Raw genomic sequence first — 20,525 nt, forward strand, 5'->3', positions numbered from 1 at the left:
AATCTCGATTTATTACTCACTCGTTGTTCAGTTTTCAAAGATCAACTTCGTTATCGTCTTATCGGCGACAACTTTTATAGTATATCATATCCGGCGTTATCTTGCAAGCATTATTTTTAATCTGCGATTCTGAGCTGAAGTTCATAATGCCCACGAATAACGACCGGATTTATAATATATCATTTTTTCAAGACGACTGCAACCCAAAACACTCGATTTTATCCATCCAATTTTATCCATACTAATCCACTGCAATTAGCCGCAACTCCCTCATGCATCAGTATGACTTTAACTACTTCTGATTGAAGTAAATAATCATTAAATGCAACGGCTCAGGCATATATTGAAGCCAACCGTCTAAGCACCAGAAGTTTTTTTACGATATCAAACCCCAATCCGCCTCGAATAAAACAACAAGCCCAGCCAAAGCCGGGCTTGTTCTCGTCCAAACTCTTATTCCGCAGAACGCATATGCGGGAACAACAGCACGTCACGGATGGATGCCGAGTCAGTCAACAGCATCACCAGACGGTCCACCCCAATACCCAAACCACCAGTCGGAGGCATCCCGTACTCGAGGGCACGGATGAAGTCCTCATCCATTTCATGCGCTTCATCGTTACCTTGTTCACGTTCAAGCAATTGCGCTTCGAAACGTTGACGCTGGTCGATCGGGTCGTTCAGTTCCGTAAAGGCATTCGCATGCTCACGGGCTACGATAAACAGCTCAAAGCGATCTGTAAACCGCGGATCCTGCTCGTTCTTCTTCGCGAGCGGCGAGATCTCAACCGGATGTCCGTAAACGAACGTAGGTTGAATTAATGTTTCTTCAACAAATTGCTCAAAGAATGCGTTCAAAATATGACCATACGTCATATGCGGCTCAACTGGCACATTGTGCTCCTTCGCCAAACGATGCGCCTCTTCATTGCTCATCTGCACGCTGAAATCGACGCCGGTTACTTCTTTAACTGCATCAACCATGGACACACGGCGCCATTGCGGCTTCAAGTTAACCTCATGTCCTTGGTAGTGTACCACTTGAGTCCCGAGCACTTCCTGCGCGATATGGGAGATCAGGTTTTCTGTAAGTGCCATAATATCTTTATAGTCGGCATAAGCTTCATACAGCTCGATCATCGTAAATTCCGGGTTGTGACGCGTCGAAATCCCTTCGTTCCGATAAACCCGGCCGATTTCATAGACTTTCTCCAAGCCGCCAACGATCAGTCGCTTCAAGTGAAGCTCGATGGCGATCCGCATATACAACTGCATGTCCAACGCATTGTGGTGCGTAATAAACGGACGGGCAGCCGCACCGCCGGCAATGTTATGCAGCGTTGGCGTTTCCACTTCCAAATATCCGAGGGAATCCAGGTAACGGCGCATGGATCGGATGATCTGCGAACGCTTGATGAACGTCTGCTGCACTTCAGGATTCACGATCAAGTCGACATAACGCTGGCGATAACGCAGCTCAACGTCTTTCAAACCGTGATATTTGTCCGGCAACGGATACAACGACTTCGACAACACCTCTAAGTCCTTCACCTTGATCGTCGTTTCACCAGTTTTGGTTTTGAACACCTCACCCGTTACCCCGACGATATCCCCAAGGTCCAGAATGCTGAACGCCTGATACTTCACTTCAGGCACGCTGTCTTGACGGACATAAATCTGAATTTTGCCAGACAAGTCCTGCAGGTGCGCAAAGCTGGCTTTCCCCATGACCCGCTTAGCCATGATTCTTCCAGCAATGGTCACCTCGACGCGCTTCTCCTCCAATTCTTCCTTGGTCAGCCCGTCATATTGCCGGAGAATGTCCCCCGCCATGTCGGTGCGTTCAAATTTTTTGCCAAAAGGATCGATGCCAAGCCCGCGCAGCTCGTCCAATTTATCACGGCGAATTTGCAGCAGCTCGCTGACCTCCATCGCTTCCTGGTTATTCATCTCTTCGCTCATTACCCTACTCCACTCCTTAATCCAGCTGAATTTGCTCGCCGACAAAAGAAACAGTGAAAGAAGCCTCCGCTGGGGAAGCTTCTTCTCTCGCTCATTCCGCCTTACTTCTTAATGTCTACGATTTTATATTGAATCACGCCTGCCGGAACGTTAACGTCTACGATGGCGCCTTTTTTCTTCCCAAGAATGGCTTTGCCGACAGGACTTTCATTCGAAATTTTGTTCTGCATCGGATCGGATTCTGCCGTCCCGACGATCGCATATTCCATCGTATCGCCGAATTCCAGATCTTCCACCGTCACGATCGAACCAATGCTTACCGTATCCGTGTCGATTTCATCGTTGTTGATGATCCGCGCGTTACGAAGCATTTTCTCCAGAGTAATGATGCGTCCTTCAATAAATGCTTGCTCGTTCTTGGCGTCCTCATATTCCGAGTTCTCGCTGATATCCCCGTATCCGATGGCAACCTTGATCCGCTCTGCCACTTCGCGGCGTTTCACGGACTTCAGGTTCTCCAATTCTTCTTCCAGTCTTTTCAGACCGTCTTGGGTAAGGATAACTTCTTTATCGCTCATCTCAACCGATTCTCCTGTCATGGAAAAAATTTTCGCACGGTACGTGCGGCACCCGAAAACTCCCCCTGGCAAACGAACGATTCCCAAATGAAATAGTTCCTTTGCCCTACCACTGTAGCCCAGGTGCATGGAAGCGCTCGCTTCCGGCCACAGTGATCACTTCGATGCTTACTTGTTGTGCTTATTATATGCAATATGTGATAAGGGTCAGACCCTCATTTGGGAGAGACTGACACTTGAGGCGAATTTATATTGTGAAATTATAGGTGAACGATTCTGAAATGTCAATGACGCCCGATTTTACAAATGTAAACGTTTCATGTGTAAAGAGGTCCCCCATCCGAGGACAGCCCTCTCCACTTCGACGCTTAGGCGGACACCTCATCGGGCACCGTTCCCGCCGCCAAGTCAGCGACAAAATTCTCAAGAATCCGCACCATCTCGTCCCGCCGAGTTTCTTCCATAATGAGGTCTTTGATGCGCGCTGCCCCTTTCAACCCTTTTAAATACCAAGCCAAATGTTTGCGCATTTCACGAACAGCAACAAGCTCACCCTTCAACGCCGCTAGACGGTCCATGTGAAGGATCGCAATGCGAATCTTCTCCTCCGCATCCGGCTCAGGAAGCAATACGCCTGTTTTCAAGTATTCAACCGTCCGGTACAGCATCCAAGGGTTACCCAGCGCTCCGCGTCCGATCATCACACCGTCACAGCCGGTCTCATCCAGCATCCGTTTCGCATCCTCCGGTGTCGCCACATCGCCGTTCCCAATGACGGGAATCGACACCGCTTCCTTCACTTGTCGGATGTAACTCCAGTCCGCTTTTCCAGTGTATAGCTGCTCCCGCGTCCGACCATGAACACTCACAGCTTTACCGCCGGCTCGTTCAACCGCTTTAGCGTTGTCCACGACGTAGATGTGCTCCGCGTCCCAGCCTATGCGCATTTTTACCGTGACCGGTTTACTTACCGCATCCACAACCGCCGCAACCATTTCGTATATTTTATTCGGGTCAAGCAGCCAGCGTGCCCCAGCGTCACATTTCGTCACCTTCGGCACAGGGCAGCCCATATTAATATCGATGATGTCGGCATTGGTTTCCTGATCGACGACTTTTGCCGCTTCGACCAGCGACGCGCGATCCCCGCCGAAAATTTGCAGACTGAGCGGCTTTTCCCGCTCGTCCACAAAGAGCATTTCTCGCGTCCGCTTATTGCCGTGAAGGATCGCTTTATCGCTAACCATCTCGGCGCAGACCAGCCCGGTCCCAAATTCTTTGGCAATCAGACGGAAGGCTGGATTACATACGCCTGCCATCGGGGCAAGTACGACTTGGTTCTTCAATTCCACATCGCCAATCTTCAGCAAGATGGTTCCCTCCCATGCAATAAAATAGTTAAAAATCAGCGGTGCACTACAAATCCGACTTGAGCTCCGCTAAAGATATTCCTAAACATTGGGCAATCTTCGTTAACATTTGCTCATCTGCCCGGCGGTTCCCCCGTTCTACCGCGCCCAATAAGGCCAGGGATACGCCGGACTTCTCTGCCAGCTCTTGCTGGGTGAAGCCTTTTAGCTTTCGGAAAGCGCGGATGCGCTGTGCCAGTTGCATGTTTTCCAAAACCGGACGCCTTCCTTTCCATCTAAGTTGTCTAGAGCTTGATGAATCTGTTCAAACAGCCCGGAAGGCTCTCCTTCCGGCACGATGTCGGCTAAGGGAATGAGCACAAAAGCACGCTCCATCATCCGCGGGTGCGGTAAGGTCAGAAGCGGGGTGTCCATCACCCTGCCGTCAGCCCACAATAAATCCAGGTCCACCGTTCGCGGCCCAAAGCGAATCGTACGCTCCCGTCCCAGTCGCAGCTCAATATCGAGCATGAAGGTCAGCAACGCCTCAGGTTCCAGCGAAGTGCGGACAGCAACGGCCATATTCACAAAACAAGGTTGATCCAAATAACCAACCGGATCCGTCTCATAGAGATTGGAGCACCGCAGGACCTCGATCTCCGGATGCTTCTGCAATTCTGAGATCGCCTGCATCAAAGTGGCTTCTCGGTCGCCCAGATTAGCCCCTAAAGCAATATAAGCCTCTGAAAGCTCAGAGGGAGATGTCATAGTCATAAATATTAGCTCACTTTCTGGAACGATACAACTCGACCGTCACACCGTCAAAATGTACGTCAAACGGCGGATGCGGCTTTGTAACTCGAACCGTTAACGCATCTACCCTAGTATAAGTGTCCAATACCGCAGATGCAATATGCTCCGCCAGGGCCTCGATAAGCTTGAAGCTCTTCTTCTCAACGACCCCCTTGACCAGCTCATGCACTTCGGCATAATTGACCGTCTGCGTTAAATCGTCGTTAACCCCGGCCTCATGCAGATCCAACTCCAATTCCAAATCTACATAAAATCGTTGACCGAGCTTACGCTCTTCCTCAAAAACACCGTGATACCCGTAATATTCCAAGTGCCGCAGCACGATTTTATCCATTCATTTCAGCTCCTTTACCGGCAAATGGTCAAGCATACACGATGGCATCGCACATCTGCACGGTTTGCTTGATCTCTTTCACGTCATGGACACGGACGATTTGGCAGCCCTGCGCAATTCCCAACGCCACGGTGGCCGCCGTTCCGAACACCACCTCATCGACCGGAAGATCCAATGCGGTGCGGATAAACCGTTTGCGAGACGTCCCCAGCAGCAACGGGAACCCCAATGCCGCTAATTCGTCCAACGCCTTCATGACACGCAGATTTTCGTGATAGTCCTTAGCAAAGCCGATGCCGGGGTCCAAAATAATATTTTCATCTGAAACGCCGGCCTTTCGGGCAATCTCCACGCTCTCCCGCAAATCCGCAGCCACATCGGCAAGCAAATCGCGGTAATGACGATCATGACGGTTATGCATCAAAATCACCGGACAACCAAACTCCGCCGCCACTTCCGCCATCCGCGGCTCCGCCTTAAAGCCCCAGACATCATTTATGATATGCGCCCCGGCCTTCAACGCTTCGTACGCCACCTGCGCCTTGTACGTATCGACCGACAACGGAATGTGAGGAAGCTCGCGATGAAGTGCCTCAACGACAGGAATGACCCGTTCCAGCTCTTCCTGTTCACTAACGGGCACATGGCCTGGACGTGTCGACTCCCCGCCGATATCAATAATATCCCCACCTTCTGCAACCATTTCACGGGCGTGCTGAACGGCGCGCTCTACATTATTGTAACGACCTCCATCGGAAAAAGAGTCCGGCGTCACATTCAAAATTCCCATCACCAGCGTGCGCTCCCCCAACGTTAAAGAGGCCTCGCCCAGCTGGTAGCTGCGCTTATAGATGATCGGCTGCATCGCCACTCCTCGCTTTCTCTCTATATTTCCCCAATAACAGACACGTCATCGGTCCGATTCGTCCGGTTCCCACTGTGCGCCGTAGTGACCCTCGGCCTCCGGGCTGGTCAGACTCCACCAGTTCCGTCACCGGCACAAGCTCCTGAATCGAATTCGTCAGGAAGACCTCGTCAGCCGCCAACAGCTCGTCCCAAGTGTAGCGACCTTCTTCCGCCGCAATCCCTTGCTCGGCTGCCAGCTCCAGCACCTTCGCGCGGGTAACGCCCGGGAGAATGCCAGTTTCCACATCCGGCGTATATAATCTGCCATTTCGCGCAAAAAATACATTACTGACGATCCCCTCCGCCAGCCAACCATCCGCCGTCAGCAGCAGTCCCTCAGCGGGTACTGCTACAGATCGACGTCCGTGCACATGCGGTTGGGCATTCGCTGCAGGAGCGTCTGCCGTCTGCAGCGCCTCCCGTTCTAACCGAGCGAGTTCGCGCTTCGCCAACACATTGTTCATATAGTGCAGTGACTTGAAACGCACCTCGCCCTCCGGCGTATTGCGAGGCGTTGTCAGCCGCCATAACGGCTTCCCATCCGTGTACAGCGTCTCCCCAGGGTCGGGCAGCGGCTTCACATAGATCACGACCCTTGGTTTCTCGTAGTCACCGACAGGCAAGCCCAGCGGCCCTTCGCCAGCCGTCACCGTATATCGAATGTAACCTTCGTCCAATCCGTTCCGCGCAAGCAGCTCGGCGATTTCCGCTTCAACCCGGCCATGATCAACCTGGTGCGCAATCCCAAGCGCCTTGCAGCCTGCCTCCAGCCGCTGGAGATGCTGTTCTAGCAGGAACGGGCGCCCTCCGTAGGTGCGGAACGTTTCAAATAAACCGAGCCCGTACATAAAGCCGTGATCCATCACAGAGATCACGGCTTGATCGGCCGGGGTCGGAACGCCATCCACCCCGATGTAATTCATGCTTTGGCTTCCGCCTTTCGGTTCAAGAAGTTACGGAGAATTTGGTGTCCATGCTGGGTAATGATCGATTCCGGATGGAACTGCACGCCCTCGACGGCATACTCTTTGTGGCGCAGCCCCATGATCTCCCCTTCCGCCGTCTCTGCCGTAATCTCCAGGCAATCCGGCAGACTCTCGCGCTCCACGATCAGCGAATGATATCGCGTAGCCGTGAAGGGGGACGGCAGACCGGCAAACACCGATTCTCCATGATGGTAAATAGGCGATGTCTTGCCATGCATCAAGCGTTCGGCGCGAATTACCTTGCCGCCAAAGGCTTGACCAATGGCCTGATGCCCCAGACAAACGCCAAAGATCGGGATAACCCCTTTAAAATGCTCAATCAAATTCAACGTGATCCCAGCCTCATTGGGCGTACACGGGCCGGGGGATATCAAAATATGATCCGGCTGCAAAGCCTCAATACCCGCAAGATCGATCTCATCATTGCGGCGGACAGTTACTTCCTCGCCTAACTCACCTAAATACTGCACCAGATTGTACGTGAAAGAATCATAATTGTCGATCACTAAAATCATCTCATCTCATCTCCTGTCCTAGACTTTGTCCAGCTGGCTCTCCTGAAAATCCTCAACTCTGTTGTACAGCCAGAGCAACGGCTCTAGCTTTGTTCAAACATTCCCTATACTCACGATACGGGTCTGAATCGATGACAATGCCGGCACCTGTCTGCAAGTAGCCGACGCCGTCCTTCGTGACCAGCGTACGTATAATAATATTTAATTCGATATTCCCGGCATAGTCAATCCATCCCATTGCGCCGGTGTAAGGGCCTCTCGTGACAGGCTCAAGCTCCTCGATAATTTCCATCGTCCGCACTTTAGGCGCTCCGGTGATCGTTCCCCCAGGAAAAACAGCGGCAATCGCATCATAAATCGTACGATCCGCATTCAGCACTCCTTCGACCTCGGAGACCAGATGCATGACGTGCGAATACCGCTCCACGGTAAACAGCTCGCTGACCCGCACCGTCCCATACTCCGCCACCCGGCCGATATCGTTGCGCAGAAGGTCGACGAGCATGATGTGCTCGGCTTGCTCCTTCTCGCTGGCCAGCAGCTCGGCCTCCATCCGCTGATCCTCCTGCGGCGTATGTCCACGCCGTCTCGTTCCCGCAATCGGTCGGGTGCTGATTCGCCCCTGCTCCACCTTCACCAGCAACTCCGGCGAAGCGGATACGAGCTGGAAGTCCGGGAACCGGAGCAAACCCATATACGGCGAAGGATTCAGCTTGCGCAGCTGCTCATACACCCGCTCCGGCGAAGCGGCCAACGGAAATGCTTGGCGCAGCGAAAGATTCACCTGGAAGACGTCGCCAGCCGCGATATATTCCTGCACCCGTCGCACCGCCGCTTCAAACGCCTCCTGCGGCATGGAGACGGACAAGCGCCGGCGTTCCAACTCCTCGTCGGGAAGTGAAGGGGAGTCCGCCGCGGCACTCCCTGTACCTACCGAGTCCTTCGCCGACGTGCAAAAGCCAGCCCACAGCTCTGCCATTCGTACAGCCCGCGCCTCAGCGAGGTGATAGCGGTCACGCAGCTGATCCAAAGGCAGCGACGCAATCGGGACATGGACGATGCAATACACATCGCCTTCCGCTTGATCGATGACCCACAGCTCCTCGAACCGCATCCAGACGTAATCATCCAGGCCCAGATCGTCCTGTGCCAGGTTGGGCAGCCGTTCTAGCGATCGTGCGACGTCATAGGCGAGATAACCCACCGCCCCGCCGCTGAATTTCGGCAACCCCGACCAACCCGGCGAACGAAATGGTTCCATCCAGTCCCGCAGCATATCGAGCGGCTTGCCTGACTTGACTGAAACTTTGCCGGAAGCAAAATCCTCCACCACGGCCTGATCGCCCTTACCGCGAAGGACGGAGACCGGATTCAGCCCCAAGAAGGTATAGCGTCCAACCTTGCCGCTCTCCAACACAAAGGCATATGGCCCGGCTTCCTCCCAGGCCCGGGACCAGTTCTCAGGCAAGCCGACAGCCGGCAGCGGAATTTTGACCGCGAAGGGCAGCACCGTCCAGTTGCCCGTGTTCCCCCATTCTCTCCATTGCTCCCAAGTCATTATCTTTTTCATGAAGCGCGCGTGATCCCCCACATTCTCAGCCTGAAGAAGCTCTTGTCTTATTGGAAGCTAGTATACTAGAAGACGCCTAATAGGAAAACATCTATCGCAAAAAATAAAAACCCCAGACCGTTCGGTTGGAACGGCCGGGGGTGATCATCGCTCTTACCGCGAAACGATTAAGCTTCGAAATTGTACAGCGGCGTGCTGAGATAACGTTCACCGTTACTTGGAATAACGGCAACGACACGTTTGCCTTTACCCAGTTGCTTCGCAACTTTCAATGCAGCAAACACTGCAGCACCGGAAGAGATCCCGGACAGAATGCCTTCTTGTCTTGCTACAATACGCGCTTGTTCGAACGCTTCTTCGTTCTCGACATGAATGATTTCATCATAAATTTCACGGTTCAAAATTTCTGGAATGAAGTTCGCACCGAGACCTTGGATTTTGTGAGGACCTGGTTTACCGCCAGCCAAAATCGGCGATGCTGCCGGTTCAACTGCGTAGATTTTCAGATCCGGGAACCGTTTCTTCAATACTTCACCCGCACCGGTAATCGTACCGCCAGTACCGATCCCTGCAACAAATGCATCCAGACGCCCATCCAGCGATTCGATTGCTTCAACGATTTCCGGCCCCGTCGTCTCGCGGTGAATCTTCACGTTCGCTTGAGTTCTAAATTGGTCTGCCAGGAAATAATCCGGATTCGCAGCTAGCAGTTCTTCGGCTTTCTTCACCGCACCGTTCATGCCCTCGGCCCCTGGCGTCAGGACAAGCTCTGCCCCGTAAGCGCGCAACAGGTTGCGGCGTTCCAAGCTCATCGTTTCCGGCATGACAATGACAGCCTTGTAGCCTTTGGCTGCAGCGACCATTGCCAAGCCAATCCCGGTGTTCCCGCTGGTAGCTTCGATAATCGTGCCCCCCGGTTTCAGCTTGCCGGCTTTCTCCGCCTCTTCCACAATGCTGATTGCAATCCGATCCTTAACGCTGGAGCCTGGGTTTTGGTATTCCAGCTTCACGTAGATTTCCGCACTGTCCTCCGGTACAACCCGGTTCAAACGGACCAGCGGCGTATCTCCGATCAATTCCGTAACATTGTTGACGACTTTTGCCATATCAAATATCCTCCCTTTGGATAAAAATAACCAAGTCGATCTGGCTGCCCACAAATGAAAGCTGAGATTTAGGATGCACGATTCATCGACTTTCATTTATTTCCGAGTAAATAAGTTGGTTTTCTAATTATAATCTTAACAACGCCGATCGGAGTTGTCAAGAAAAGTCACAAAAAATACTTTGCTTTCAAGGGACTTTTGCCCCCGATCGCAAAGTATTTTGGACCTATTTCGGTCTTCACAATTTATTTCTCGGTTCTAGCGATCAGCTGGTCGATTTCCTCCGGCGTAAACAAGTAAGGCTCATTGCAGAAATCGCACACAACCTCCGTCTCTTTTCCTTCGTCCCGCAGCTCCTCCAGCTCCTTCTTGCCCAAGCTGATCAGCGTGCGTTCAACCCGTTCCCGGGAACAGTTGCAGGAAAAGACGATGTCCATCTCCTCCAGGATCTGCACATCCTTCACGATCCAGCGAAGCATTTCTTCCAGCTCCAGCCCTTGGTCAAGCAAAGCCGTAACCGGTGGAAGCTGTCCGATCGCCTTTTCGATCGAATCAATCTCCGAATCGCTTAAGCCTGGGAGCAGTTGAATGATGAAGCCCCCGGCTACGATCACCGAATTATCTACGTCGACCAGGACGCCAAGTCCAACCGCGGATGGCGTTTGCTCCGATACGGCAAAATAATAGGTGAAATCCTCACCCAATTCACCGGAAATCAACGGCACGCTCCCGCGATAAGGTTCCTTGAGCCCCAGATCCTTTGTGACATGGATGAACCCTTCGGTGCCGACTGCACCGCGCACGTCCAGTTTCCCTTGACTGTTGCTTGGCAAGTGGACATGCGGGTTCTTGACGTAACCGCGCACTTCGCCCTTGGCGTTCGCATCGGCAATGATCTGTCCGATCGGCCCGTCGCCCTTTACCTGAACGGTCAGCTTATCCTCGCCCTTGAGCATCGCCCCCATCATGGCAGCGGCAGTCACCGTCCGTCCCATAGCTGCGGTAGCTGTTGGATAAGTATCATGCCGACGGCGCAGCTCCTCCACCAGCTGGGTCGTCCGCACGGCAAAGGCGCGTACCTTCCCGTCCATGGCGATCCCTCGGATCAACCGGTCTTTCTTATTGTTATGGTCCATGTTGCGAAGGACCTCCTTTCATCCCTTAAAGGTCAATCAACCTTTCATTATTTCCATAATCTATGATCCGCATCATTGATTGCGCTCGTAAATAATGCGAAGGCCCTCCAAAGTCAGCTGGGAGTTAACCTCCTCGATGGTGCGCGTCTCGCTGGCGATCAGCTCAGCCAACCCTCCGGTAGCAATCACCTTCGGTTTCGCACCCATCTCCCGGGCAATCCGCTCCACAATGCCATCAACCTGGCCGGCATAGCCAAAAATGATCCCCGCCTGCATCGCATGCACCGTGTTGCGCCCGATCACCTTCTTCGGCTTCTCCAGCTCAATCCGCGGCAGCTTGGACGCCCGTTGATACAGGGCTTCGGTCGAGATGCCGATCCCCGGCACAATCGCACCGCCAAGATAATTGCCGGCAGCATCGATACAGTCAAACGTTGTGGCCGTGCCGAAGTCAACGACAACCAGCGGCCCGCCGTATTTCTCAATCGCCGCCACCGCGTTAACGATCCGGTCCGCGCCTACCTCGCGCGGGTTTTCGTAGCGCAGGTTCAGCCCGGTTTTGATGCCCGGCCCCACAACCAGCGGCTTGTGATGTAAATATTTTTCGCACAGCTCTTCCAGCACGTGCATTAACGGCGGAACAACCGAAGAGATGATGACGCCTTCCATCTCACTTCCCCGGATGCCTACCATATCAAACAGATTATGGATCAATACGCCGTACTCGTCCACCGTGGCTTGACGGTTCGTGCTGATGCGGAAATGATGGAGCAACTCCTTGCCCCGGTAAATCCCCAGCACGATATTCGTATTGCCTACATCGACTACAAGGAACATGCGCCTGTTAAGCCTCCTTTTTGCCGTTCAGGTCCAAACTGATATCCAGGCTTTCAAAAGAATACGTCAACCGTCCCACGGAAATGACGTCTACGCCGCTCTCAGCAATGCCGCGAATCGTTTCCAGCGACACGTTGCCCGACGCTTCCACCGTTACATGCGGCGCTTTCGCCTTGATTCGACGCACCGCTTCCTTCATCAGATCAGGTGCCATGTTGTCGAGCATAATGATATCTGCTCCAGCTTGCAGCGCTTCCTCCACCTGCTCGAGGTTCTCCGTCTCCACCTCAATGGTCATCGTATGCGGAATCTGAGCCCGGGCGCGGCTGACCGCTTGGGTGATCCCCCCGGCCCCCTTGATATGATTATCCTTGATCATCACCGCATCGTACAACCCAAAGCGGTGATTCGCACCTCCCCCGGTGCGGACGGCATACTTCTCCAGCATCCGATGTCCCGGCGTCGTCTTGCGCGTATCCACCAAACGAGTTGGCAGGCCGCCCAAAGCCTCGACGAACAGGTTCGTCCGTGTAGCGATCCCGGACAAGCGCTGCAGCAGATTCAGCGCTAACCGCTCCCCGGTTAAGATGCTATGCGTGCTTCCTTCAACCTCAGCGAGAATCGTACCTTTCTCGATGCGTTCGCCGTCCTTCACGTGCGGCGTAAACGTCAAGCTGGGGTCCACAATCTCAAAGACGAGCTGAGCAACCGGCATGCCAGCAACAATGCCGCCTTGCTTGGCGTGAATAATCCCTTTGGATTCATGGCCGGCAGGGATCGTCACGGCGGTCGTCACGTCTCCGGAGCCTACGTCTTCCTTCAGCCAGCTGCGAATGGACTCCACAAGCCCTTCATTATATCCATTAAACATCATCGCTAATTTCCTCCAACATCCCTTGATCCCGTTGCCACAACAGATGCTTGCGCCACTTCGCGTCATCCCGCTCCGGGAAGTCCTCACGGTAATGTCCGCCCCGGCTCTCCTCGCGAGCCAATGCCGCTTGGGCCAGCAGCAGCGCGCAGGTCAACATATTGGCATACTCCCATTGGTCGCGGGTATGCAGCGCTTGGCTAAAAATCGCCTTGTGCTTCTCCAACTCCTCGATGCCCTTCGTAAGCCCCTCTGCGGTGCGGCGCAGGCCGACACGGCGCACCATCGTCTTTTGCAGGTCAAGGCGGCGTTCCACCAACGAAAACGGAGCCGGCGCCATGCGGCCGCCGTGGTAAGCCACACTCTCGCCCGTGCGAGTGCGCGGCGGCAGTTCCTCGATCCGCTGGATGATCCGGCGGCCAAACACAATCGCTTCCGACAGCGAGTTGCTGGCAAGCCGATTGGCTCCGTGCACGCCGGTCGATGAAACCTCACCGCAGGCGAACAACCGTTGCACACTCGTCTCGCCATAATGGTTAACGCGAACGCCTCCCATCATATAATGCGCTGCCGGAGCGACTGGAATCCAGTCACTGGTCAAATCAAGCCCATAACGCAGGCAGGTTTCGTAAATCGTCGGAAAGCGCGCTTTGATCTTCTCCGAGTCTTCGTGCGTAATATCGAGATACACGATACTTGCTCCGGTCTCTTCCATTTCGCTGACGATCGCCCGCGCCACGATATCCCGCGGTGCCAGCTCTAACAGCTCATGATACTTGCTCATGAACCGCTCGCCTTTAATATTCCGCAGCACGGCCCCTTCACCGCGAACCGCTTCGGAAATGAGGAAACGCGGGGCGCCCGGGTAGCAGAGCGAAGTAGGATGAAATTGAATAAATTCCATATCGCGAAGCACCGCCCCAGCCCGATAGGCGATGGCGAGGCCGTCCCCTGTGGCTACCTCGGGATTGGTCGTATAACGATACAACTGCCCGGCTCCGCCGGAGCATAGAATGGTCGCATTCCCGCGCAGGAACACACGCTGCCCGTCAGGCCGCTGCACTAATGCACCCAGGCATTCGTTCTCCTCCGTAATCAGATCGATTACAAAATGATTGTCCCAAACCTCGATGTTCGGATGGGCTTCCGCCTGCTCGGACAACGCCCGCACGATCTCATACCCTGTCGCATCCCCGTGCGCATGCAAGATTCGGCGATGGCTATGAGCCCCCTCTTTCGTGAGCGCCAGCTCCCCGTTTTCCAAATCAAAGGACGTACCCAGCTTCATGAGCTCTCTAACGCCTTCCGGCCCCTCATTCACAAGGATATCCACCGCTTTGGAGGAGCATAATCCCGCGCCGGCCAACAGCGTATCCTGGCGATGATAGGCCGGGGAATCATCCTCAGAGATCACGGCTGCAATCCCCCCCTGCGCATACCGGGTATTGCTCTCTAGCATGGATTTCTTCGTGACCAGGATTACGCGATTCTTTTCACTTGCTTTGATAGCGGTAAAAAGACCGGCAATCCCCGAACCGATCACAATCACATCCGTATCCACGACCGTCAATCGGCTTGCCTCAAAATCAACCAAATATTGTGGAATCACGTTCGTCACCTATCTTGAACAAGAGAGTAGCGCATGCTACTTAACTTGTAACATGCGCTCTAAGGATAATCTGGCTTTGTCGGCAACGACAGGCGGTACGTAAATTTGCGGCTGCATCGTTTCCAGGCATTTCACCAGTTTCTTCAGATTATTGACTTTCATGTTCGGGCACACCAGATATTTCGTGGCAAAATGGAACGTTTTGTCCGGGCTGTCTTTACGCAGCTGGTATCCAGTTCCATCCTCCGTACCAACGATAAACTCTTTGGCGGAGGAATTTTTGCAGTAATCGATGATCGCCGTAGTGCTGCCGACGAAATCGCCCATGGCCACCACTTCCGGGCGGCATTCCGGATGCACGACAAACTCGGCGTTCGGATATTTCGCTTTCATCTCAACGACGTCTTTGACCGTCAGCATATCATGCGTGTTGCAATAGCCTTCCCAGATGATCAGCTTCTTGTCGGTATGCTGTTGCACGTAATGGCCCAGGTTCTTATCCGGTACCCAGATAATCTCGTCTGCATCTACGGAGTTAATAACCTTCACCGCATTCGACGAGGTGCAGCAGATGTCCGTCTCCGCTTTGATTTCTGCGGAAGAGTTAATGTAGGTTACAACTTTGGCATTTGGGTGCTCCGCCTTCAACTTGCGCAAACCGTCAACATTTACCATATCGGCCATCGGACAGCCTGCACGTTCATCAGGTATAAGTACCGTCTTGTTCGGCGCCAAGATCTTGGCGCTCTCGCCCATGAAATGTACGCCGCAGAATACGATGGTATCCGCGTCCGTCGAAGCGGCCTTCTGAGCGAGCAAAAATGAATCGCCCCGGAAATCCGCGACTTCTTGGATTTCATCCCGCTGATAATAATGCGCCAGTATGATGGCATTGCGTTCTTTCTTGAGCTGAACCAGCCTTTCCCGCAATTCGCGGTTCATTTCGGCTTTACGCTCAAGCGCTAGAGCCTCCACTTGAATTCCTCCCCCATAAGCTCATGTATCGTCTGTTGCTGTATTAACCCCATCCTGGCTCTCTATCTCTTCGCGTCGTCCGGGATTCTAGCTGCGTTGTATGACAATCCTGCGTGAAACGGCAAGAACGTATTAAATTTCACACGGTGTTTACCAACTAATTTACACAAGGTGAAAGGCACTGTCAATGCGCCGTCCGGGTGCGTATAGCCCCATTAGCCTTTGATAATGAAGGAAAAATAAGGATTATTGAGGAGATATGCACATTCAGCAATAACTAAAATTTTAAGAATAGGCTGGGGGACCCTGTTCTGGTTCTCATCAATACGCTCGATGTATCCCATCCATTCTAAAGCAAAAAATCCGGGAAACTGAAGGTTTCCCGGATTAGGTCTTTGCTAGTATGGTTTACACGGTTGGCGTGCTGCCACCGTTATTTGGATCCTTGCCTTCGTCCGCCGAATCGGCTTGACCTGGCGTATCGCTGACGGTCCCTTGCGGTGTGTCCACCACCGGATCGTTCGTCCGATCGTTGGCGGTGCCGCCCGGAACATCATTCGGGATATCTCCGACCGGTGCAGCAGGCGCCGTATCCTCAGTTTTGCCTTGGATGCGAACGCGAACGTCACCCACGCTGTCGATCGTCGGCTCACCCGGTTCGGAGGAACCGTTGCCGCCATCTTGGCCGTCTTTCTTCAAGCCGTCCAGCGTACCGGTTTCAATCAGCGACTTGATTTGCTCGAGCTCCAAGGTTTCCACTTCAAGCAGCGTTTCTGCAATGAGGTGAACTTCCTTGGCGTGCTCCGTCAGCAACTGCTTACAACGTTCATAACATTCGTTGATGAACCGCTGCATTTCCTGATCGATCTCATAAGCGATTTGATCACTATAGTTCTGCTCGTGCCCGATATCGCGGCCCAGGAATACTTGGCCTTGCGATGTACCGAACTGCATCGGACCGAGCTTCTCGCTCATCCCGTATTCGATGATCATGCTGCGCACGATGTTGGTTGCTTGCTGGAAGTCACTGTACGCGCCGGTTCCGATCTCACCGATAAACAGCTCCTCGGATACGCGGCCGCCAAGCAAACCGGTTACCCGATCCAGCAGCTCGTTCTTCGTGGCCAGCATGCGGTCTTCCTTCGGTAACATAATGACATACCCGCCGGCGCGGCCGCGTGGAATGATCGTTACCTTGTGCACCATATCGGCATGCTCCAAGAAGTAACCCACAATCGTGTGGCCCGCTTCGTGGTAAGCCACGATGCGCTTCTCGCGGTCGCTGATGACGCGGCTGCGTTTCTCTGTCCCGACAATTACGCGGTCGATCGCTTCGTCGACTTCCGTCATGGAAATATCTTTGCGGTTCCGACGTGCGGCGAGGAGGGCCGCTTCGTTCAGCAGGTTCTCCAGATCAGCGCCGGTAAAGCCCGTCGTACGCTTCGCGATGACGTCCAGCTTGACGTCTTTGGTCAGCGGCTTGTTGCGCGCATGCACTTTCAAGACCGCTTCGCGTCCCTTCACATCCGGACGGTCTACCGTGATTTGACGGTCAAAACGTCCCGGACGCAGCAAGGCCGGGTCCAGAATATCTGCACGGTTCGTTGCAGCGATGATGATAATGCCTTCATTGCCGCTGAAACCGTCCATTTCTACGAGCAATTGGTTGAGCGTTTGTTCGCGTTCATCATGACCGCCGCCAAGCCCAGCACCCCGCTGACGACCAACGGCGTCAATTTCGTCGATAAAGATGATACAAGGCGCATTCTTCTTCGCGTTCTCGAACAAATCCCGCACGCGGGAAGCGCCGACCCCAACGAACATTTCCACGAAGTCAGAACCGGAAATGCTGAAGAACGGAACCCCTGCTTCACCGGCAACTGCACGGGCAAGCAAGGTTTTACCGGTACCCGGAGGGCCTACAAGCAGAACGCCTTTAGGAATTCTTGCCCCCACGGCCGAGAACTTCCGCGGATCTTTCAGAAACTCAACGACTTCGACAAGCTCTTGCTTCTCTTCATCGGCACCTGCGACATCTTCAAACGTGACTTTCTTCTTCTCTTCATTATAGAGACGCGCCCGGCTCTTGCCGAAGTTCATCACTTTGCCGCCGCCGCCCTGCGCTTGATTAAACAAGAAGAAGAACAGAATGAACATAATCGCCAGCGGAACAATCGAAGTCAGGAAGGTCAGCCAGATGCTCTCACCTTGCATCTTCTTCCATTCCAGACTAAAGTTGTTCTGTTCGCTGTATGCGATAATCTCCTTAACGACATTCTCGTCAAAAGGCACATACAAAGAGAAATTCTTCGTCTTGTCGTTTCCGACAGGTTCCTTATACTTACCGGTTACCAGATAAGCGTAACCGTCAAATTTAACGGTTAGATCATCAACATTATTAGCCTTCAGTTCCTGACGTAAGTCCGAATACTTAGGGGTGACGGTTGCTTCTTGTCCGCCATTGAGGAATTGGACGATGCCCACCACGACTAAGAAAAGTATTAAATAAAAACCAGAATTCCGGATGAACCGATTCATCCCCTACCTCCTCTCAAGACCTTAAGTTATTTTACCATAGCCAATCTCGCCATTTCAAAATTCCGGCAAGGGTGGTCTTTCGTCCAAGCGGACGACGAAATCAACTGGTGTAAATCTCCGGCTTCAGAACTCCGATGAATGGGAGGTTACGGTATTTCTCGGCATAATCCAGACCGTATCCGACAACGAAAGCGTCCGGAAGAACGAACCCTGACAGGTCCGCTTGCAAATCCACCGTACGCCGTGCCGGTTTATCAAACAGCGTAACGATTTTAACCGATTTAACCTTGCGCCGTTCAAGCACATCAATCAAATAGCTGAGCGTCAGCCCGCTATCGATAATGTCCTCTACGATCAAGATATCGCGGCCTTCCACGGAGGTATCCAAATCCTTGATGATTTTCACTTCCCCGGAAGAACGGGTTCCTGCTCCATAACTCGAGACAGCCATGAAGTCGAGCTCGATCGGTACCGTAATTTCCTTAACCAGATCGGCCATAAAAATAAAAGCGCCTTTCAAGATACAGATTACGAGCGGGTTACGTCCTTCGTACTCCGCACTCAGCTGTTTGCCCAACTCAGCAACCTTCTCTTGAATTTGTTCCCGCGTAATCAAAATTTCCTGGATATCGTTTAGCAAAATGAGTGAACCTCCTACGTTATTCTATGAATGCCGATCTTTCGCTAATCCTCAAGGTGTGCGATCCAAATCTGGGCGCGGCGTAAGAACCATATGCACAACAGAGGTCGTGCGCGGGTTCACCGCAGCAACTGCGGATCGGCGAACGCCGGGAATCCACAGGATCCGGCCTGCGGCATCCGTGACCATCGGGATGCGGGAGCGGAGGGATGGTGGTATTTTCGCGTCGATGAAAATATCTTTTACCTTTTTGCTGCCGTTTAATCCCATAACTTTCATCACGTCTCCCGGAAGACGGGAACGCACGGTAAGCGGATAAACCAACTCATCCGCATCAAATATCGCTTCGTTATTTCCTTCTGCCTTGACGTGAAGCTCCCTGCCGGCGCCAGACCGCGTGATTCGCAAGCTCTGGCTCAGGCCCTCGATCGGCACCTCTGCCGGAATTTGTTCCACCAAATATGTATAATGAGGAATCCGACTTTCTACTGCCGGGGGGATAAAGCGGATCTTGTCATATTCGCGTACGCATCTAACGCCGCCACCTAGGTCTAAGCTCCACGTTGTGGGCCGATCTTGAATTGTCCCTTGACGAATCGCTTCGACCTTGACAAAATCGCGATCCTCCGTACTTAAAGGCAGATAATTTAATATTAGTTTAATCAACCTCCGTTGTAAAGCAACATGTAAACCGGAGAATAGAGGGGCTTCCAACGAGAAAATCCCGCCCTCCGTCCGCACAAGCTCCGCGTACAACTTTACCGCTTCCTGATGCAGATAATCATCTTCCGCTGCAGTCAGCACCGCCAACCGATTCAGCGATTCCGGTAACTGACCATTATATTGCCCCAAAAATGGCAGCACATCCAACCGAATCGAATTCCGCGTCAGCTCTTTATCCAGGTTGCTGCTGTCTTCGACATAAGCCAGCCCGGATTCGCGGCACGCCTGGAGCAAATCCGTCTTGTATATACGGAGCAAGGGGCGGATAAGTTCCACATTTTTTTCGCGGCGTTTGGGTCGCATCCCGGCTAATCCAGAAGGTCCGCTGCCCCGCAGCAGCCGCATCAGCACCGTCTCGGCCTGGTCGTCGGCATGATGAGCCAGGGCGATGGACGATGCTCCATAACGAGCGGCCACCTGATGCAGATATTCGTACCGTTTCTCCCGAGCCGCCAGCTCGAGGCTTTGCCCCGTTTGCTTCATATAAGCCCGCACATCCGCGTAACCCAGATCAAAAGGGATGCCCAGCTGCTTGGCAAGCTTACGGACAAATTCCGCATCCCGATCCGCCTCGTCTCCGCGTAAGCCGTGATGAAGGTGCGCGCAGATTAGCCCAAGTCCCAGCTCCTTGTCCCCAGCGATTTCCTTCATTATATGCAGCAGCACCGTAGAATCGACTCCGCCGGACACCGCCACAACGATCACATCTCCGGGCAACCATAACTGCTCCTGCTGGCCAAACCGGCGAACCTGCTCGGTTAAGCGGTACAGCGTGGTTTCCTTCATCGGGCCCCCCTCTCCCTTCTCTCCAAAAATAGCGAACCAAATGGAGACATCTGAACTCGTTCGTAAACGTAACGGACTGTAAGGACGTTATTTGCCTATTTCCTGGCTAATTCCTAATCTAACGGACCTCAGTGACCTTAAGTCGCCTTATCATGGACCTGATCAACGCAATTATCCGAAATAGGAGCTCCTCAGTCCGTTGCTATGAACGTTTTTGTCAAGCCCTCGGTTTTAAATCTGCCTGAGCACGTGGCGCGAGAGCAAAAATGCGAGCGACGGTCGGCACGCTGC

Annotated in this window: 19 protein-coding genes; all 19 read right to left on the reverse strand. The window is 53.1% G+C overall.

Annotation, left to right across the window (positions count from 1 at the left end; genetic code table 11):
* Positions 1–453: 453 nt before the first annotated feature.
* The 19 genes from lysS to tilS all read right to left on the reverse strand — a co-directional run bounded on the left by lysS (position 454) and on the right by tilS (position 20,234).
* Positions 454–1,962, reverse strand: coding sequence for a lysine--tRNA ligase (lysS, locus tag RW092_RS09555; protein ID WP_016314652.1), 1,509 nt, complete (start codon positions 1,960–1,962; stop codon positions 454–456).
* Between the two features lie 101 nt (positions 1,963–2,063).
* Complete coding sequence (gene greA / locus RW092_RS09560; protein ID WP_009226297.1) at positions 2,064–2,540, reverse strand: transcription elongation factor GreA; 477 nt, start codon at positions 2,538–2,540, stop codon at positions 2,064–2,066.
* Between the two features lie 368 nt (positions 2,541–2,908).
* Positions 2,909–3,910, reverse strand: coding sequence for a tRNA dihydrouridine synthase DusB (gene dusB, locus RW092_RS09565; protein WP_016314654.1), 1,002 nt, complete (start codon positions 3,908–3,910; stop codon positions 2,909–2,911).
* A gap of 46 nt (positions 3,911–3,956) precedes the next feature.
* Positions 3,957–4,163: a helix-turn-helix domain-containing protein gene (locus tag RW092_RS09570; protein ID WP_016314655.1), complete on the reverse strand. Its 207-nt coding sequence runs from the start codon at positions 4,161–4,163 to the stop codon at positions 3,957–3,959.
* A complete protein-coding gene (gene folK, locus RW092_RS09575; protein WP_028539999.1) occupies positions 4,115–4,663 on the reverse strand; it encodes a 2-amino-4-hydroxy-6-hydroxymethyldihydropteridine diphosphokinase in 549 nt (182 codons plus the stop codon). The genes RW092_RS09570 and folK overlap by 49 nt, the downstream gene beginning before the upstream one ends.
* A 10-nt stretch (positions 4,664–4,673) precedes the next feature.
* A complete protein-coding gene (gene folB, locus RW092_RS09580) occupies positions 4,674–5,036 on the reverse strand; it encodes a dihydroneopterin aldolase (RefSeq protein WP_016314657.1) in 363 nt (120 codons plus the stop codon).
* Between the two features lie 28 nt (positions 5,037–5,064).
* On the reverse strand, positions 5,065–5,901 hold the full coding sequence (gene folP, locus RW092_RS09585) for a dihydropteroate synthase (protein WP_028540000.1): 837 nt from the start codon (positions 5,899–5,901) through the stop codon (positions 5,065–5,067).
* Entirely contained in the window at positions 5,882–6,865 is a 984-nt protein-coding gene (locus RW092_RS09590) for an aminotransferase class IV (RefSeq protein ID WP_316010082.1), read from the reverse strand. The genes folP and RW092_RS09590 overlap by 20 nt, the downstream gene beginning before the upstream one ends.
* On the reverse strand, positions 6,862–7,443 hold the full coding sequence (gene pabA, locus RW092_RS09595; protein ID WP_016314660.1) for an aminodeoxychorismate/anthranilate synthase component II: 582 nt from the start codon (positions 7,441–7,443) through the stop codon (positions 6,862–6,864). Before pabA ends, RW092_RS09590 begins: the two co-directional genes overlap by 4 nt.
* Positions 7,444–7,495: 52 nt before the next feature.
* Complete coding sequence (locus tag RW092_RS09600) at positions 7,496–9,013, reverse strand: anthranilate synthase component I family protein (RefSeq protein WP_028540002.1); 1,518 nt, start codon at positions 9,011–9,013, stop codon at positions 7,496–7,498.
* A gap of 167 nt (positions 9,014–9,180) precedes the next feature.
* Positions 9,181–10,119 carry a cysteine synthase A gene (gene cysK, locus RW092_RS09605; protein ID WP_016314662.1) on the reverse strand — a complete coding sequence of 313 codons (939 nt, stop codon included), beginning with the start codon at positions 10,117–10,119 and terminating at the stop codon, positions 9,181–9,183.
* Between the two features lie 245 nt (positions 10,120–10,364).
* Positions 10,365–11,255 carry an Hsp33 family molecular chaperone HslO gene (gene hslO, locus RW092_RS09610; protein WP_016314663.1) on the reverse strand — a complete coding sequence of 297 codons (891 nt, stop codon included), beginning with the start codon at positions 11,253–11,255 and terminating at the stop codon, positions 10,365–10,367.
* Between the two features lie 72 nt (positions 11,256–11,327).
* Positions 11,328–12,092: a type III pantothenate kinase gene (locus RW092_RS09615; RefSeq protein ID WP_016314664.1), complete on the reverse strand. Its 765-nt coding sequence runs from the start codon at positions 12,090–12,092 to the stop codon at positions 11,328–11,330.
* Positions 12,093–12,099: 7 nt separating this feature from the next.
* Positions 12,100–12,966 carry a carboxylating nicotinate-nucleotide diphosphorylase gene (gene nadC / locus RW092_RS09620; protein ID WP_016314665.1) on the reverse strand — a complete coding sequence of 289 codons (867 nt, stop codon included), beginning with the start codon at positions 12,964–12,966 and terminating at the stop codon, positions 12,100–12,102.
* The gene (gene nadB, locus RW092_RS09625; protein ID WP_316010083.1) at positions 12,956–14,572 is read right to left on the reverse strand and encodes an L-aspartate oxidase; all 1,617 of its coding nucleotides are present in this window, start codon (positions 14,570–14,572) and stop codon (positions 12,956–12,958) included. The genes nadC and nadB overlap by 11 nt, the downstream gene beginning before the upstream one ends.
* Positions 14,573–14,608: 36 nt before the next feature.
* The gene (gene nadA, locus RW092_RS09630; RefSeq protein ID WP_085279758.1) at positions 14,609–15,547 is read right to left on the reverse strand and encodes a quinolinate synthase NadA; all 939 of its coding nucleotides are present in this window, start codon (positions 15,545–15,547) and stop codon (positions 14,609–14,611) included.
* 408 nt (positions 15,548–15,955) lie between these two features.
* A complete protein-coding gene (gene ftsH / locus RW092_RS09635; RefSeq protein ID WP_016314668.1) occupies positions 15,956–18,085 on the reverse strand; it encodes an ATP-dependent zinc metalloprotease FtsH in 2,130 nt (709 codons plus the stop codon).
* Positions 18,086–18,185: 100 nt separating this feature from the next.
* Positions 18,186–18,725 (reverse strand): hypoxanthine phosphoribosyltransferase, encoded by a 540-nt coding sequence (hpt, locus tag RW092_RS09640; protein WP_009226313.1) that lies wholly within the window; start codon positions 18,723–18,725, stop codon positions 18,186–18,188.
* A 51-nt stretch (positions 18,726–18,776) separates the two neighbouring features.
* Positions 18,777–20,234 carry a tRNA lysidine(34) synthetase TilS gene (tilS, locus tag RW092_RS09645; RefSeq protein WP_085279757.1) on the reverse strand — a complete coding sequence of 486 codons (1,458 nt, stop codon included), beginning with the start codon at positions 20,232–20,234 and terminating at the stop codon, positions 18,777–18,779.
* Between the last annotated feature and the right edge of the window lie 291 nt (positions 20,235–20,525).

Origin of the sequence: Paenibacillus sp. 3LSP, from assembly GCF_032465655.1 — a bacterium.
Lineage (GTDB): Bacteria > Bacillota > Bacilli > Paenibacillales > Paenibacillaceae > Fontibacillus > Fontibacillus barengoltzii.

Coding starts and splice junctions, on each gene's coding strand:
- lysS (WP_016314652.1), bottom strand. CDS start 1,962: ATGAGCGAAGAGATGAATAACCAGGAAGCGATGGAGGTCAGCGAGCTG.
- greA (WP_009226297.1), bottom strand. CDS start 2,540: ATGAGCGATAAAGAAGTTATCCTTACCCAAGACGGTCTGAAAAGACTG.
- folK (WP_028539999.1), bottom strand. CDS start 4,663: ATGACTATGACATCTCCCTCTGAGCTTTCAGAGGCTTATATTGCTTTA.
- folB (WP_016314657.1), bottom strand. CDS start 5,036: ATGGATAAAATCGTGCTGCGGCACTTGGAATATTACGGGTATCACGGT.
- folP (WP_028540000.1), bottom strand. CDS start 5,901: ATGCAGCCGATCATCTATAAGCGCAGCTACCAGCTGGGCGAGGCCTCT.
- RW092_RS09590 (WP_316010082.1), bottom strand. CDS start 6,865: ATGAATTACATCGGGGTGGATGGCGTTCCGACCCCGGCCGATCAAGCC.
- pabA (WP_016314660.1), bottom strand. CDS start 7,443: ATGATTTTAGTGATCGACAATTATGATTCTTTCACGTACAATCTGGTG.
- RW092_RS09600 (WP_028540002.1), bottom strand. CDS start 9,013: ATGAAAAAGATAATGACTTGGGAGCAATGGAGAGAATGGGGGAACACG.
- cysK (WP_016314662.1), bottom strand. CDS start 10,119: ATGGCAAAAGTCGTCAACAATGTTACGGAATTGATCGGAGATACGCCG.
- hslO (WP_016314663.1), bottom strand. CDS start 11,255: ATGGACCATAACAATAAGAAAGACCGGTTGATCCGAGGGATCGCCATG.
- RW092_RS09615 (WP_016314664.1), bottom strand. CDS start 12,092: ATGTTCCTTGTAGTCGATGTAGGCAATACGAATATCGTGCTGGGGATT.
- nadC (WP_016314665.1), bottom strand. CDS start 12,966: ATGATGTTTAATGGATATAATGAAGGGCTTGTGGAGTCCATTCGCAGC.
- ftsH (WP_016314668.1), bottom strand. CDS start 18,085: ATGAATCGGTTCATCCGGAATTCTGGTTTTTATTTAATACTTTTCTTA.
- tilS (WP_085279757.1), bottom strand. CDS start 20,234: ATGAAGGAAACCACGCTGTACCGCTTAACCGAGCAGGTTCGCCGGTTT.